Origin of the sequence: Nostoc sp. (genome assembly GCF_036917195.1) — a bacterium.
GTDB lineage: Bacteria > Cyanobacteriota > Cyanobacteriia > Cyanobacteriales > Nostocaceae > Nostoc.
Map to the genome: position 1 here is coordinate 44149 of NZ_JBALDG010000016.1, position 12745 is coordinate 56893.

23 protein-coding genes are annotated in these 12745 nt (G+C 45.3%); all 23 read left to right on the forward strand.

What is annotated here, in order from left to right:
• Nucleotides 1-252 precede the first annotated feature (252 nt).
• The gene (rplC, locus tag V7K40_RS05255; RefSeq protein WP_334723664.1) at nt 253-885 is read left to right on the forward strand and encodes a 50S ribosomal protein L3; all 633 of its coding nucleotides are present in this window, start codon (nt 253-255) and stop codon (nt 883-885) included.
• A gap of 89 nt (nt 886-974) precedes the next feature.
• Complete coding sequence (rplD, locus tag V7K40_RS05260) at nt 975-1613, forward strand: 50S ribosomal protein L4 (RefSeq protein WP_334957435.1); 639 nt, start codon at nt 975-977, stop codon at nt 1611-1613.
• On the forward strand, nt 1606-1920 hold the full coding sequence (locus V7K40_RS05265; RefSeq protein WP_094349089.1) for a 50S ribosomal protein L23: 315 nt from the start codon (nt 1606-1608) through the stop codon (nt 1918-1920). The genes rplD and V7K40_RS05265 overlap by 8 nt, the downstream gene beginning before the upstream one ends.
• Before the next feature lie 143 nt (nt 1921-2063).
• On the forward strand, nt 2064-2927 hold the full coding sequence (rplB, locus tag V7K40_RS05270) for a 50S ribosomal protein L2 (RefSeq protein WP_273765845.1): 864 nt from the start codon (nt 2064-2066) through the stop codon (nt 2925-2927).
• A 143-nt stretch (nt 2928-3070) separates the two neighbouring features.
• Complete coding sequence (rpsS, locus tag V7K40_RS05275; protein WP_012410721.1) at nt 3071-3349, forward strand: 30S ribosomal protein S19; 279 nt, start codon at nt 3071-3073, stop codon at nt 3347-3349.
• Between the two features lie 81 nt (nt 3350-3430).
• Nucleotides 3431-3787 (forward strand): 50S ribosomal protein L22, encoded by a 357-nt coding sequence (rplV, locus tag V7K40_RS05280; protein ID WP_069070777.1) that lies wholly within the window; start codon nt 3431-3433, stop codon nt 3785-3787.
• 53 nt (nt 3788-3840) lie between these two features.
• Complete coding sequence (gene rpsC, locus V7K40_RS05285) at nt 3841-4623, forward strand: 30S ribosomal protein S3 (protein WP_334957386.1); 783 nt, start codon at nt 3841-3843, stop codon at nt 4621-4623.
• A gap of 89 nt (nt 4624-4712) precedes the next feature.
• A complete protein-coding gene (gene rplP / locus V7K40_RS05290; protein ID WP_273765839.1) occupies nt 4713-5138 on the forward strand; it encodes a 50S ribosomal protein L16 in 426 nt (141 codons plus the stop codon).
• 3 nt (nt 5139-5141) lie between these two features.
• Nucleotides 5142-5369, forward strand: coding sequence for a 50S ribosomal protein L29 (gene rpmC, locus V7K40_RS05295; RefSeq protein ID WP_334957388.1), 228 nt, complete (start codon nt 5142-5144; stop codon nt 5367-5369).
• Nucleotides 5370-5375: 6 nt separating this feature from the next.
• Nucleotides 5376-5624: a 30S ribosomal protein S17 gene (gene rpsQ / locus V7K40_RS05300; protein ID WP_100901244.1), complete on the forward strand. Its 249-nt coding sequence runs from the start codon at nt 5376-5378 to the stop codon at nt 5622-5624.
• Nucleotides 5625-5670: 46 nt separating this feature from the next.
• A complete protein-coding gene (gene rplN, locus V7K40_RS05305; protein ID WP_069070772.1) occupies nt 5671-6039 on the forward strand; it encodes a 50S ribosomal protein L14 in 369 nt (122 codons plus the stop codon).
• On the forward strand, nt 6039-6392 hold the full coding sequence (gene rplX, locus V7K40_RS05310) for a 50S ribosomal protein L24 (protein WP_334957390.1): 354 nt from the start codon (nt 6039-6041) through the stop codon (nt 6390-6392). The genes rplN and rplX overlap by 1 nt, the downstream gene beginning before the upstream one ends.
• A 110-nt stretch (nt 6393-6502) precedes the next feature.
• A complete protein-coding gene (gene rplE / locus V7K40_RS05315; protein ID WP_334957392.1) occupies nt 6503-7051 on the forward strand; it encodes a 50S ribosomal protein L5 in 549 nt (182 codons plus the stop codon).
• 20 nt (nt 7052-7071) lie between these two features.
• A complete protein-coding gene (gene rpsH, locus V7K40_RS05320) occupies nt 7072-7473 on the forward strand; it encodes a 30S ribosomal protein S8 (RefSeq protein WP_094349096.1) in 402 nt (133 codons plus the stop codon).
• A gap of 85 nt (nt 7474-7558) precedes the next feature.
• Nucleotides 7559-8107: a 50S ribosomal protein L6 gene (rplF, locus tag V7K40_RS05325; protein ID WP_334957394.1), complete on the forward strand. Its 549-nt coding sequence runs from the start codon at nt 7559-7561 to the stop codon at nt 8105-8107.
• A gap of 2 nt (nt 8108-8109) precedes the next feature.
• Nucleotides 8110-8472 carry a 50S ribosomal protein L18 gene (gene rplR, locus V7K40_RS05330; protein WP_196518364.1) on the forward strand — a complete coding sequence of 121 codons (363 nt, stop codon included), beginning with the start codon at nt 8110-8112 and terminating at the stop codon, nt 8470-8472.
• A gap of 163 nt (nt 8473-8635) precedes the next feature.
• Entirely contained in the window at nt 8636-9163 is a 528-nt protein-coding gene (rpsE, locus tag V7K40_RS05335; protein ID WP_323229563.1) for a 30S ribosomal protein S5, read from the forward strand.
• Between the two features lie 48 nt (nt 9164-9211).
• Nucleotides 9212-9655, forward strand: coding sequence for a 50S ribosomal protein L15 (gene rplO, locus V7K40_RS05340; RefSeq protein WP_298905668.1), 444 nt, complete (start codon nt 9212-9214; stop codon nt 9653-9655).
• A gap of 74 nt (nt 9656-9729) precedes the next feature.
• Nucleotides 9730-11043 (forward strand): preprotein translocase subunit SecY, encoded by a 1314-nt coding sequence (gene secY, locus V7K40_RS05345; RefSeq protein WP_334957397.1) that lies wholly within the window; start codon nt 9730-9732, stop codon nt 11041-11043.
• Entirely contained in the window at nt 11043-11597 is a 555-nt protein-coding gene (locus V7K40_RS05350; protein ID WP_334723656.1) for an adenylate kinase, read from the forward strand. The genes secY and V7K40_RS05350 overlap by 1 nt, the downstream gene beginning before the upstream one ends.
• A gap of 178 nt (nt 11598-11775) precedes the next feature.
• Entirely contained in the window at nt 11776-12000 is a 225-nt protein-coding gene (infA, locus tag V7K40_RS05355; protein ID WP_006276978.1) for a translation initiation factor IF-1, read from the forward strand.
• Between the two features lie 116 nt (nt 12001-12116).
• Nucleotides 12117-12230 carry a 50S ribosomal protein L36 gene (gene rpmJ, locus V7K40_RS05360; RefSeq protein WP_334957399.1) on the forward strand — a complete coding sequence of 38 codons (114 nt, stop codon included), beginning with the start codon at nt 12117-12119 and terminating at the stop codon, nt 12228-12230.
• Between the two features lie 115 nt (nt 12231-12345).
• Nucleotides 12346-12726 (forward strand): 30S ribosomal protein S13, encoded by a 381-nt coding sequence (gene rpsM / locus V7K40_RS05365; protein WP_334957400.1) that lies wholly within the window; start codon nt 12346-12348, stop codon nt 12724-12726.
• The last annotated feature ends 19 nt before the right edge of the window (nt 12727-12745 follow it).

Here is a 12745-nt window from a genome sequence, read left to right on the forward strand (position 1 = left end):
TTGCATTGATTTCCAGAAGTTACTCCTTCCCAACAGGAAGGGAATTGTGACTGTTCTGGTGATCTATTGAGTGAAGCTAAACAGATTCACCAAGCAGTACGGACACGGTTTGTAGTGTCCCAAAGCATTTGGAGCGGTTTATTTAAGCCATTCTAAATTTCGCAGGCTAACTCAGCCTAAACTGATGCGTACAAAGCGTGTCCTCTAAAGTCCAATTCCAAGGTCAGCAACTAGAAAGGAGAACCAGTTACTGTGTCTGTAGGTATTCTCGGCACCAAGCTGGGCATGACCCAAATATTTGACGAAGCAGGAGTAGCTATTCCTGTGACTATCATTCAAGCAGGGCCATGCACCGTTACACAAGTTAAAACGAAACAAACCGACGGTTACTTTGCCATTCAAGTTGGTTATGGCGAAGTTAAACCAAAGGCACTAAACAGACCACTACTGGGTCATTTGGCTAAATCATCTGCCCCAGCATTGCGTCACCTAAATGAATATCACACTGATAGTTCTAGTGATTATGCTTTAGGTCAACAGATTAAAGCAGATATTTTTAGTGCGGGTCAAATTGTCGATGTAGCCGGCACAAGCATTGGTCGCGGCTTTGCGGGTAACCAGAAGCGCAACAACTTTGGTCGAGGACCCATGTCACACGGTTCCAAAAACCATAGAGCGCCTGGTTCTATTGGTGCTGGTACAACACCAGGTCGTGTCTATCCAGGTAAGCGGATGGCAGGGCGTTTAGGTGGCAAACGCATCACAATCCGCAAGCTGACCATAGTGCGAGTTGATGCAGAACGCAACTTATTGCTAATTAAGGGAGCCATTCCTGGTAAACCGGGCGCTCTAGTAAGTATTGTGCCTGCAAAAATAGTGGGATAGTCAAAAGTCATTAGTCAGTAGTCATTGGCTAAGGACAAATGGCAAATGACAGATGACAGATGACAGATGACAAAGGACAAATAACAAACATGGTTGAAAGCGTAGTTAAAAATTGGCAAGGAGAACAGGTCGGCGAGACGACCTTCGAGTTGCGTACTGCTAAGGAAGAAACAGCGTCTCATATCGTGCACCGCGCTTTAGTACGGCAATTGACCAATGCTCGTCAAGGAAATGCCAGTACAAAAACTCGTTCGGAAGTCAGAGGCGGCGGTCGTAAACCTTGGCGACAAAAAGGTACTGGTCGCGCTCGTGCAGGGTCTATTCGTTCACCACTGTGGCGTGGTGGTGGTGTGATATTTGGACCTAAGCCCAGAGACTTTGACCTCAAGTTGAACCGTAAAGAGCGACGTTTAGCACTACGGACAGCATTTGTAAGTCGCAATGACGACTTGATAGTAGTAGAAGAATTTAGCACCGAGTTCTCTCGCCCCAAAACTAAAGAGTTAGTGGCAGCGCTTGCCCGTTGGGGAGTGTCATTAGAAAACAAGGCCTTGTTAATTTTGTCTGAGATTGCGGATACAGATAACGTTTATTTGTCAGCCCGCAACATTGAAAATTTAAAACTAATTGCAGCCGACCAGCTAAATGTTTTTGATTTACTGCACGCTGACAAGATTGTAGTTACGGCATCAGCCCTAGAAAAAATTCAGGAGGTCTACAGTGCCTAGCTTTGACCCCCGTGACCTTGCCGACTTAGTGCGTCGCCCAATTGTCACCGAGAAAGCGACCATCCTAATGGAGCAGAATAAGTACACCTTTGAAGTAATTCCAAAGGCATCTAAGCCAGAAATCAAAGCTGCGATCGAAGACTTGTTTCAGGTCAAGGTTGTAAAAGTCAACACCATCTTACCACCCCGTAAAAAGCGGCGCGTTGGTAAATTTATTGGTTATAAGCCCCAATATAAGCGAGCCATTGTTACCGTTGCACCTGGGGATGAAGACAAGATTAGACAAGTCCTATTCCCAGAAGTCTAGGAGTTTTAAATTTTAGACTTTAGATTTTAGATTGAGGAGTTTACTCAATAATTACGATGCTCGCAATTAGTTAAACACTCATTAAATCAAAAATCCGAAATCCAAAATTAAGTAAATCTAAAATCCAAAATTCAAAATAGATTATGGGTACTCGTTCTTACCGCCCTTATACCCCCAGCACTCGCCAAGTTACAATCTCTGACTTTGCGGAAATTACAAAAACTGAGCCAGAGAAATCCCTAACTACCTCGAAGCATCGCGCCAAAGGTCGGAATAATCACGGGCGAATTACTAGTCGTCGCCGGGGTGGCGGACACAAACAACTTTACCGGATCATCGATTTTAAAAGGGATAAACATAATATTCCTGCCAAAGTCGCAGCGATTGAATACGATCCTAACCGCAATGCCCGAATTGCCCTTTTGTATTACCAAGACGGCGAAAAACGCTACATCCTTCACCCCAACGGGTTGAAAGTTGGAACAATAATTATTGCTGGACCTGAGGCTCCCTTTGAAGATGGTAATGCTTTACCGCTCTCAAAGATTCCCTTGGGTACTGGTGTTCATAATGTAGAACTGACTCCTGGTAAAGGTGGTCAAATCGTGCGTGCTGCTGGTGCGATCGCTCAAGTTGTGGCAAAAGAAGGTAATTATGTAACTCTCAAGTTGCCTTCAGGAGAAGTCCGCTTGATTCGACGCGAGTGCTATGCCACCATTGGGCAAGTAGGCAACACTGATGCTAGAAACCTGAGTGCAGGTAAAGCAGGGCGAAATCGCTGGAAAGGTCGCCGTCCTAAGGTTAGAGGTAGCGTCATGAACCCCGTAGATCACCCACACGGCGGTGGTGAAGGTAGGGCGCCCATCGGTAGATCGGGACCTGTTACACCTTGGGGTAAACCCACATTGGGCGCGAAGACACGCAATCGCAAGAAACTTAGCAGCAAATTGATTGTGCGCCGTCGCCGTAAGTCTTCCAAACGTGGTCGCGGTGGTCGTGAATCATAGAATTTTAGATTTTGGATTTTAGATTTTAGATTGGGGTCTACTTAATTAAAATTCTCAAATTTTCTACCCCAGTGAGATACCTAATCATCCAAAATCCGAAATTCTAAATCCAAAATCCAAAATCCAAAATCCAAAATTAAATTATGGGTCGTTCTCTAAAAAAAGGTCCTTTCGTTGCGGATCATCTCCTAAAGAAAATTGAAAAGCTCAACGACAACAACAGAAAAGAAGTTATTAAAACTTGGTCACGAGCTTCAACAATTTTGCCCCTAATGGTAGGTCATACCATAGCTGTTCACAACGGACGCCAACACGTTCCAGTTTTTGTAAATGAACAGATGGTGGGACACAAGTTGGGGGAATTTGCCCCGACACGCACCTACAGAGGTCATGGGAAAAGCGACAAAAAAGCAGGTAGGTAGTCATTAGTCATTAGTCATTAGTCATGATCTGAAAGACAAATGACAGATGACAAATGAAAAAAGACAAAATTGGAGAAAATTATGGCTACTAATACTACTGAAGTGAAGGCGATCGCTCGTTTTATCCGCATCTCGGCCTACAAAGTGCGTCGGGTACTCGATCAAATCCGGGGGCGATCGTACCGCGAAGCGTTAATCATCCTGGAATTCATGCCCTATCGCGCCACTGAACCCATATTAAAGGTTCTTAGAAGCGCTGCTGCCAATGCCGAACACAACGCTGGTTTAGATCGGACTCAACTAGTAATTACTCAGGCATACGCTGATCAAGGTCCACCGCTAAAGCGGTTCCAACCAAGGGCGCAAGGTCGAGCTTACCAAATTCGCAAGCCGACGTGTCATATCACTGTGGCTGTTGCAGCCGCCCCAGAAAAATAAGCACGCTTACACGAATAAATTGCGTAAAGTAAGAAATCTTAGAGGAAGCATTCGTGGGACAGAAGATTCATCCAGTTGGTTTTCGCCTGGGTATTACACATGAACATCAATCCCGTTGGTTTGCTGTTCCTGATCGCTATCCAGAACTTTTAGAAGAAGACCACAAACTCCGTCAATACATAGAACAAAAGCTGGGTAGACTTGCTCAAAATAACGCCGGTATTTCTGAGGTACGAATTGAGCGCAAAGCCGACCAAATCGACTTAGAAGTACGCACAGCTAGACCAGGCGTAGTAGTGGGCCGTGGTGGGCAAGGCATCGAATCCTTACGTACCGGACTCCAAGGACTGTTGGGTAGTAATCGCCAAATTCGTATTAACGTAGTTGAAGTCCAACGAGTTGATGCTGATGCCTACCTAATTGCTGAATACATTGCCCAACAATTAGAACGCCGGGTTTCCTTTCGTCGAGTAGTACGGCAATCGATTCAGCGGGCCCAACGCGCTGGCGTGCAAGGGATTAAAATCCAAGTCAGTGGTCGGCTCAACGGTGCGGAAATTGCCCGGACAGAGTGGACTCGTGAAGGTAGAGTCCCTTTACATACCTTACGGGCTGACATTGACTACTCTTATTGCACGGCAAAAACTGTTTACGGCATTTTGGGTATCAAAGTATGGGTGTTTAAGGGAGAAATTATTCCTGGACAGGAAGAAACTCCATTACCACCTGCAAGCCGCGATCGTGAACGCGATCCCCGCGATCGCGAGCGTGAACCCCGTCGTCGTCAACAACAACGTCGTCGTCAGCAATTTGAAGACCGCTCAAATGAAGGATAAAAAGGCAATAGGACATGGCGCATAAGGCATAGAAAACTGACAATGCCCAATGCCCTGTTTGCCCAATGCCCAGTACCTAGTAGCCAATCATGTTAAGCCCTAGAAGAACTAAATTCCGCAAACAACAGCGCGGACGGATGGAGGGACTAGCCACCCGTGGTAGCACCCTCAACTTCGGTGATTTTGCACTCCAAGCGCAAGAGCCTGCTTGGATTACCTCCCGGCAAATCGAGGCTTCTCGTCGAGCAATGACCCGTTATATTCGTCGGGGCGGACAAATCTGGATTCGGATTTTCCCTGATAAACCTGTAACCATGCGTCCTGCTGAAACCCGGATGGGTTCCGGTAAAGGTTCGCCAGAGTTTTGGGTAGCTGTAGTCAAGCCAGGGCGAATTTTGTTTGAAATTGGTGGGGTTTCTGAAGAAATCGCCCGTGAAGCTATGCGTTTGGCTTCATTTAAACTACCCATAAAAACTAAGTTTATTGTGCGCTCTCAACCACAGGAGCAGGAGTAGCTTATGCCTCTTCCCAAGATTTCAGAAGCTAGAGAATTAAGTGACGAGAAACTCTCTGAGGAAATTGTCGCGATCAAAAGACAACTATTTCAGTTGCGCTTGCAAAAAGCTACCAGACAATTAGAAAAACCTCACCAGTTCAGACAGGCTCGACATCGCCTAGCCCAATTGTTGACGCTAGAGACAGAACGCAAACGGGCAGCAAGTCAATCGGCTAGAGAAGAAAAGTAGGAGATTATGGCAGTTAAAGAACGAGTTGGCTTGGTAGTGAGCGATAAAATGCAAAAAACTGTGGTAGTTGCCATAGAAAACCGCGCTCCTCACCCCAAGTACGGCAAGATTGTGGTTAATACCCAACGATATAAAGTTCACGACGAAGAAAATAAGTGTAAAGTAGGCGATCGCGTTCGCATTCAGGAAACTAGACCCCTGAGTAAAACCAAGCGCTGGAAAATCACAGAAGTCCTGAACGTCAAACCTACTTAAACCTCATCGTTGTTAGAAACTAACAACATTACAAGGGAGAATAATTGTGATTCAACCCCAGACTTACCTGAATGTCGCAGATAATAGCGGTGCCCGTAAACTAATGTGCATCCGCATCTTAGGTGGAGGCAACCGCCGTTATGGTTTCATTGGTGATAAAATTATCGCCGTTGTCAAAGATGCTACACCAAACATGGCTGTAAAAAAGTCTGATGTCGTGGAAGCAGTAATTGTCCGTACTCGTAAAGCCGTAAGTCGTGACAGCGGCATGAGTATTCGCTTTGATGATAACGCTGCTGTGATCATCAACAAAGACGGAAACCCAAGAGGCACACGAGTCTTTGGCCCGGTTGCCCGGGAACTACGCGATAAAAACTTTACCAAAATTGTTTCTCTGGCTCCGGAGGTGCTTTAATGGCAACCAAACAAGGTACGCCTAAAGTATTCCACAAAATGCACGTCAAAACTGGCGACACCGTACAAGTGATTGCTGGCAAAGACAAAGGAAAAGTTGGTGAAATTATCCAGGCACTTCCCCAACTGAGTAAAGTTGTCGTCAAAGGTGTCAACATTAAAACCAAGCACGTCAAACCCCAGCAAGAAGGAGAATCAGGGCGGATTGTCACCCAGGAATTCCCGATTCATAGCTCCAACGTAATGCTTTATTCTACTAAGCAAAACGTTGCCAGTCGTGTTTGTTATAGCTTTACCTCAGAAGGCAAAAAAGTCAGAAAACTCAAGAAAACTGGCGAAATTCTGGATAAATAAGAATTAGCCAACTTTAAATTTTAGATTTTAAATTTAATCCAAAATCCAAAATCTAAAATCCAAAATCAAAGGTTCCCTGACCAAGCCCAGGGATATCAGGACAAAAAACTATGGCGACAACAAGACTCAAAAGCTTATATCAAGAGACAATCGTCCCCAAACTGATCAATCAGTTTCAATATACCAACGTTCATCAAGTACCGAAGTTGGTAAAGGTTACTGTTAACCGAGGTTTGGGTGAGGCAGCTCAAAATGCGAAGTCGCTGGAAGCATCCATAAACGAAATTTCAGTGATCACTGGTCAAAAACCAGTGGTGACGCGGGCGAAAAAGGCGATCGCTGGCTTTAAAATTCGTCAAGGAATGCCTGTGGGTATAATGGTAACCCTCAGATCCGAACGGATGTATGCCTTTTTTGACCGACTCGTTAGCCTGTCATTACCCAGAATTCGAGACTTTCGCGGCGTTAGCCCTAAAAGCTTTGACGGACGTGGTAACTACACTCTGGGTGTGAGAGAACAGCTAATTTTTCCAGAAGTCGAATACGACAGCATCGATCAAGTGCGTGGTCTGGATATTTCTATCATCACCACAGCAAAAAACGACGAAGAGGGCCGCGCCTTACTTAAAGAATTAGGAATGCCCTTTCGCGATCAATAAGTTCATCTATAGAGGGAACGATGGCGGCTAACGACACAATTGCAGATATGCTGACGCGCATCCGCAATGCCAACCTGGCGCGGCATCAAACTACACAAGTGCCAGCGACAAAACTGACCCGGAGCATTGCCAAAGTGCTACGGGAGGAAGGCTTTATTGCTGAAATCGAAGAAGCAGAAGAAGGGGTAAAACGCAATCTGGTGATTTCCTTGAAATACAAAGGTAAGAATCGTCAGCCTTTAATCACCGCCTTAAAGCGAGTGAGTAAGCCTGGCTTGCGTGTTTACTCCAATAGAAAAGAATTACCAAGGGTACTAGGTGGCATTGGCATTGCCATTATTTCTACATCCAGTGGCATTATGACTGACCGCGAAGCGCGGCGTCAGAACTTGGGTGGCGAAGTGCTTTGTTACGTTTGGTAATCACCAGAAGTGAGGAGTTAGGAGTGAGAAGTTAGTTATAAAAACTCATAACTCATAACTCATAACAGGATAAAGGACAAAAGTTATGTCTCGTATTGGTAAACGTCCAATTACTATTCCCGCCAAAGTCCAAGTGGCGATTGATGGTACAAATATTGTGGTGAAAGGCCCAAAAGGAGAACTTTCTCGCACTCTCACAGCTAATGTCTCAGTCTCCCAAGAAGGAGAAATATTACAGGTAAATCGTCGGGATGAAACTCGTACCTCAAAGCAGCTGCACGGCTTGAGCCGTACTTTAGTTGCGAATATGGTCGAGGGAGTTTCCCAAGGTTTTCAGCGCCGTTTGGAAATTCAAGGTGTTGGTTACCGAGCACAAGTTCAAGGGCGTAACCTAGTTTTGAATATGGGTTACAGCCATCAAGTGCAAATTGAACCACCAGAAGGAATTCAGTTTGCCGTAGAAGGTACCACTAATGTCATTGTCAGCGGCTATGACAAAGAAATAGTAGGTAACACAGCCGCCAAAATTCGTGCCGTTCGTCCACCAGAACCTTACAAAGGTAAAGGCATTCGCTATGCCGGTGAAGTGGTCAGACGCAAAGCTGGTAAGACTGGTAAGGGTGGTAAGAAGTAGAAATGAAACTCACTCGTAGAGAATCAAAAAACCGTCGTCATCGACGTGTTCGTGGCAAAGTTATTGGCTCCCCAGAACGTCCGCGTTTAGCGGTATTTCGTTCAAATGAGCATATTTATGCCCAGGTAATTGATGATACCCAGCATCAAACCATAGTGGCAGCATCGACTGTAGAACCAGAGTTGAAATCTAGTTTAGCGTCATGTGCAAACCGTGACGCATCGGTGCAGGTTGGAAAGTTGATCGCAGTGCGATCGCTAGAAAAAGGCATCACCAAAGTAGTCTTTGATCGCGGTGGTAACTTATATCATGGTCGTGTCAAAGCATTAGCTGATGCAGCACGCGAAGCTGGTTTAGATTTCTAGAGTCATTAATCATTGGTCATTAGTCATTAGACAAAGGACAAATGACAACTGACTCTTCGGGTGACGCTACGCACAGTCGCTATCGCTTCGCTGCCAGTTAACTCATAGGGGAAACCCCTCTGAGCGAGTGGCTCACAAATGACGTTCACCAAAGCACTAAATTATGGCAACAGAGCGTAAAAGTAGAACAAAGCGTGCCAAAAAAGAAGAAACCACCTGGCAAGAACGGGTGATCCAAATCCGACGCGTGAGTAAGGTGGTCAAAGGTGGTAAAAAACTCAGCTTCCGAGCGATCGTTGTCGTCGGAAACGAACGCGGTCAAGTTGGTGTAGGAGTAGGCAAAGCCTCAGATGTAATTGGTGCCGTCAAAAAAGGCGTAGCCGATGGTAAAAAACACCTCATTGATATCCCAATCACCAAATCTAACTCCATCCCCCATCCCATTGATGGTGTCGGTGGCGGTGCAAAAGTGATTATGCGTCCAGCCGCACCTGGTACTGGGGTAATTGCTGGTGGTGCTGTGCGGACTGTATTGGAATTGGCAGGAGTTCGTAACGTCTTAGCCAAGCAACTTGGCTCCAATAATCCGCTCAATAATGCTAGAGCCGCAGTCAACGCCTTATCTACACTGCGGACTCTTTCTGAAGTCGCCGAAGATCGCGGTATTCCTATTGAAAGTCTCTACATTTAGTAGAGTCGCACTTACAGAGCTTTTGTGTAAACAAGTACTAATTACATCATGAGACTCAACGATGTTAAGCCGCAAAAAGGCTCAAAGAAACGCAAGCGGCGTGTAGCCAGAGGTATTTCTGCTGGTCAAGGTGCCAGTGCTGGTCTAGGTATGCGAGGTCAAAAATCTCGCTCTGGTAGTGGTACTCGACCAGGTTTTGAAGGTGGTCAACAGCCATTGTACCGCCGCTTACCGAAACTGAAGGGCTTTCCGATTGTGAATCGGAAAATTTACACTACGATTAATGTAGAGAAGCTAGCCTCCCTTCCCGCTAATACGGAAGTAACTTTGACCTCCTTGAAAGCAGCAGGTATACTTACTGCTGTCAAGGGACCATTGAAAATTTTAGGTAACGGGGAATTGAGCACTCCGCTCAAGGTACAAGCGGCAGCTTTCACAGGTACAGCTCGTAGCAAAATTGAGGCAGCTGGTGGGAGTTGTGAAGTCTTATGAGTGAGCCGGAACAGCGCACTTAAATGCAAGCCAACTCGCTGTCAGCGCCTGGTTCACTATAAAGGTAGCACTCTATGATCAGTCGAGATAAAGCCCCAACGGCTCAAGAAACTTTTATGCAGATGGCACAAGCAGCTGGCCTCAGAGGTAGGCTGCTTGTCACCGTCGGTATTTTAATTTTAGTTCGCCTGGGCATCTTCTTGCCCGTACCAGGGATTGATAGACCTAGATTTGCTGAAGCCATATCGGGCAATAATTCCATATTCGGTTTATTGGATATATTTTCCGGGCGAGGACTTTCGACTTTGGGCGTCTTTGCTTTAGGGATTTTACCCTTCATTAATGCGTCCATTATCATCCAATTGCTCACCGCTGCAATTCCATCTTTAGAAAATTTACAGAAAAATGAAGGCGAAGCGGGTCGGCGGAAAATATCGCAAATTACCCGCTATGTAACTGTATGTTGGGCGATTCTTCAAAGTGTGGCTTTTTCAGCATTATTCCTCCAGCAATTTGCCTTAAATCCAGGGCCAATCTTTGTAGCTGAAACTGCGATCGCTCTGACGGCTGGTTCCATGTTCGTAATGTGGACATCAGAACTAATTACAGAACGTGGTATTGGAAATGGTGCATCATTGTTGATTTTTGTCAACATTGTCGCGTCATTACCAAAAGCTTTAGGCGATACTATCGATTTGGTGCAAGTCGGCGGTCGGGAAACAGTGGGTCGCGTGATAGTACTGATCTTAGTTTTCCTGGCAACCATTGTTGGTATTGTGGTTGTGCAGGAAGGAATGCGCCGCATCCCAATTATTTCCGCTCGTCGCCAAGTAGGTCGTCGAGTTTTGGCAGAACAACGTAGCTTTTTACCCTTGCGGCTAAATCAAGGCGGCGTAATGCCAATTATTTTTGCCGCGGCCATCCTCAGTTTGCCACTGCTAATTGCTAATTTCGCTAAGAATGCCGAATTGGCAAATATAATTAACACTTATCTCAGTCCAAGCGGTTCTGGCTCTTGGGTCTATGCCTTGGTCTACATGATTTCTATCATTTTCTTCAGCTACTTCTATTCTTCGTTGATTCTCAACCCAGTAGATGTGGCGCAGAACTTGAAAAAAATGGGTTCTAGTATTCCTGGCATTCGTCCAGGTAAGGCAACTAGTGAGTATATCGAGCGCGTGTCAAACCGACTCACTTTTTTAGGGGCGATCTTTTTGGGACTCGTTGCTATTATCCCTACAGGTGTGGAAAGAGCTTTAGGAGTACCCACATTTAAAGGATTGGGTGCTACCTCTTTGTTAATTTTAGTTGGTGTAGCGATTGATACGGCAAGACAAATCCAAACTTACGTGATTTCTCAGCGCTATGAAGGAATGGTGAAACAATAGTGACGCGACTAATCTTCTTGGGACCGCCTGGAGCTGGTAAAGGAACACAAGCTCAAACTTTGGCTGAACACTTGAATATTCCCCATGTTTCTACGGGTGAAATATTAAGACAAGCCATGAAAGAGCAGACTCATTTGGGCATCAAGGCTCAAAACTATGTAAATAGCGGCGAGTTAGTCCCTGACCAGCTAGTGCAGGACTTGGTACAGGAGCGCCTCAGCCAACCAGATGCAAAAAATGGTTGGATTCTTGATGGTTTTCCCCGCAAAGTGACGCAAGCGGCTTTTCTAGAAGAATTGCTGGAAACAATACATCAGAGTGGCGAAAGGGTAGTCAATCTAGATGCACCAGATGAAGTTGTAATTGCACGTTTGCTAGCTAGAGGACGAAAAGATGATACCGAAGAGGTGATTCGTCGTCGGTTAGAAGTGTACCGCACTGAAACTGCACCTTTAATTGATTATTACCGCGATCGCCAAAAACTTTTAACAGTTAATGGCAATCAGTCCCAAGAAGATGTCACTGGTGAACTGCAACAGGTAATAACTTCCTAACTTGAGAAAAAGGAGTAGAGGATTCACCACTCACTACTCCCCACTCCCCCTACTAAGAAGCAGATCCATTTTAGCTAAGATATATTAAGAAACTGTTGATATATTTCTTAAAGTGTGTTCTCTTGCAGATGAAGTACTGCAACTGAACACGAGATTGTTGAGTTGAGGAAAAAACAAATTGTCTAAGCAAGATTTAATTGAAATGGAAGGCACGGTTACAGAGTCCTTGCCCAATGCGATGTTTCGCGTTGACTTGGACAATGGATTTAACGTGCTAGCTCACATTTCCGGCAAGATTCGCCGCAATTATATCAAGATTTTACCCGGCGATCGCGTCAAGGTAGAGTTAACTCCTTACGACTTGACTAAAGGCAGAATTACCTATCGACTACGAAAGAAGTAAGTATATGTAGAAATTTTACCATAAAACCATTTTTTGGACTGTTTACTAGTCTATTAAGTGGATTAATTTCCCTATAAATGCTATAATTTAATATTTGGAGTCAAAGAATAAAAGGCATGAAAGTTAGAGCTTCAGTCAAGAAAATCTGTGAAAAGTGTAACGTGATCAAACGTCGTGGTCGCGTCATGGTGATTTGCGTGACCCCCAAGCACAAGCAACGTCAAGGATAGTCCTCTTACCAATTGAGTGAGTTGTAACACGCATATGATCATTAAAACGAAAAGACGCGATTAATCACGTTTTTCCAACCAACAGTAATTGCGAGAACAATAGGGAGAATTCATTGTGGCACGTATTGCCGGAGTAGACCTTCCACGCGATAAGCGCGTCGAGATCGGTCTGACTTACATCTACGGAATTGGGTTATCACGCTCTCAAAAAATTATAGCGGCTACTAGTGTGAACCCAGACACCCGCGTTAAGGACTTAAGTGATGCCGATGTGACAGCCCTGCGAGGGGAAATAGAAAGCAACTATCAAGTTGAAGGCGACTTGCGGCGCTTGGAGTCTTTGAACATCAAGCGCTTAGTTGACATTGGTACCTACAGAGGGCGTCGTCATCGCATGGGCTTACCAGTCAGAGGACAAAGAACTCGCACAAATGCCAGAACCCGTCGAGGGAGAAGGCAGACAGTGGCTGGTAAGAAGAAGGCTCCAGGGAAATAAATCTGCAACGCTTGCTAAT

Coding starts and splice junctions, on each gene's coding strand:
- rplB (WP_273765845.1), top strand. CDS start 2,064: ATGGGTACTCGTTCTTACCGCCCTTATACCCCCAGCACTCGCCAAGTT.
- rpmJ (WP_334957399.1), top strand. CDS start 12,117: ATGAAAGTTAGAGCTTCAGTCAAGAAAATCTGTGAAAAGTGTAACGTG.
- rpsH (WP_094349096.1), top strand. CDS start 7,072: ATGGCGGCTAACGACACAATTGCAGATATGCTGACGCGCATCCGCAAT.
- rpmC (WP_334957388.1), top strand. CDS start 5,142: ATGCCTCTTCCCAAGATTTCAGAAGCTAGAGAATTAAGTGACGAGAAA.
- rplD (WP_334957435.1), top strand. CDS start 975: ATGGTTGAAAGCGTAGTTAAAAATTGGCAAGGAGAACAGGTCGGCGAG.
- rplF (WP_334957394.1), top strand. CDS start 7,559: ATGTCTCGTATTGGTAAACGTCCAATTACTATTCCCGCCAAAGTCCAA.
- rplE (WP_334957392.1), top strand. CDS start 6,503: ATGGCGACAACAAGACTCAAAAGCTTATATCAAGAGACAATCGTCCCC.
- rplX (WP_334957390.1), top strand. CDS start 6,039: ATGGCAACCAAACAAGGTACGCCTAAAGTATTCCACAAAATGCACGTC.
- secY (WP_334957397.1), top strand. CDS start 9,730: ATGATCAGTCGAGATAAAGCCCCAACGGCTCAAGAAACTTTTATGCAG.
- rpsS (WP_012410721.1), top strand. CDS start 3,071: ATGGGTCGTTCTCTAAAAAAAGGTCCTTTCGTTGCGGATCATCTCCTA.
- rplO (WP_298905668.1), top strand. CDS start 9,212: ATGAGACTCAACGATGTTAAGCCGCAAAAAGGCTCAAAGAAACGCAAG.
- rpsE (WP_323229563.1), top strand. CDS start 8,636: ATGGCAACAGAGCGTAAAAGTAGAACAAAGCGTGCCAAAAAAGAAGAA.
- rplV (WP_069070777.1), top strand. CDS start 3,431: ATGGCTACTAATACTACTGAAGTGAAGGCGATCGCTCGTTTTATCCGC.
- rplP (WP_273765839.1), top strand. CDS start 4,713: ATGTTAAGCCCTAGAAGAACTAAATTCCGCAAACAACAGCGCGGACGG.
- rplR (WP_196518364.1), top strand. CDS start 8,110: ATGAAACTCACTCGTAGAGAATCAAAAAACCGTCGTCATCGACGTGTT.
- rpsQ (WP_100901244.1), top strand. CDS start 5,376: ATGGCAGTTAAAGAACGAGTTGGCTTGGTAGTGAGCGATAAAATGCAA.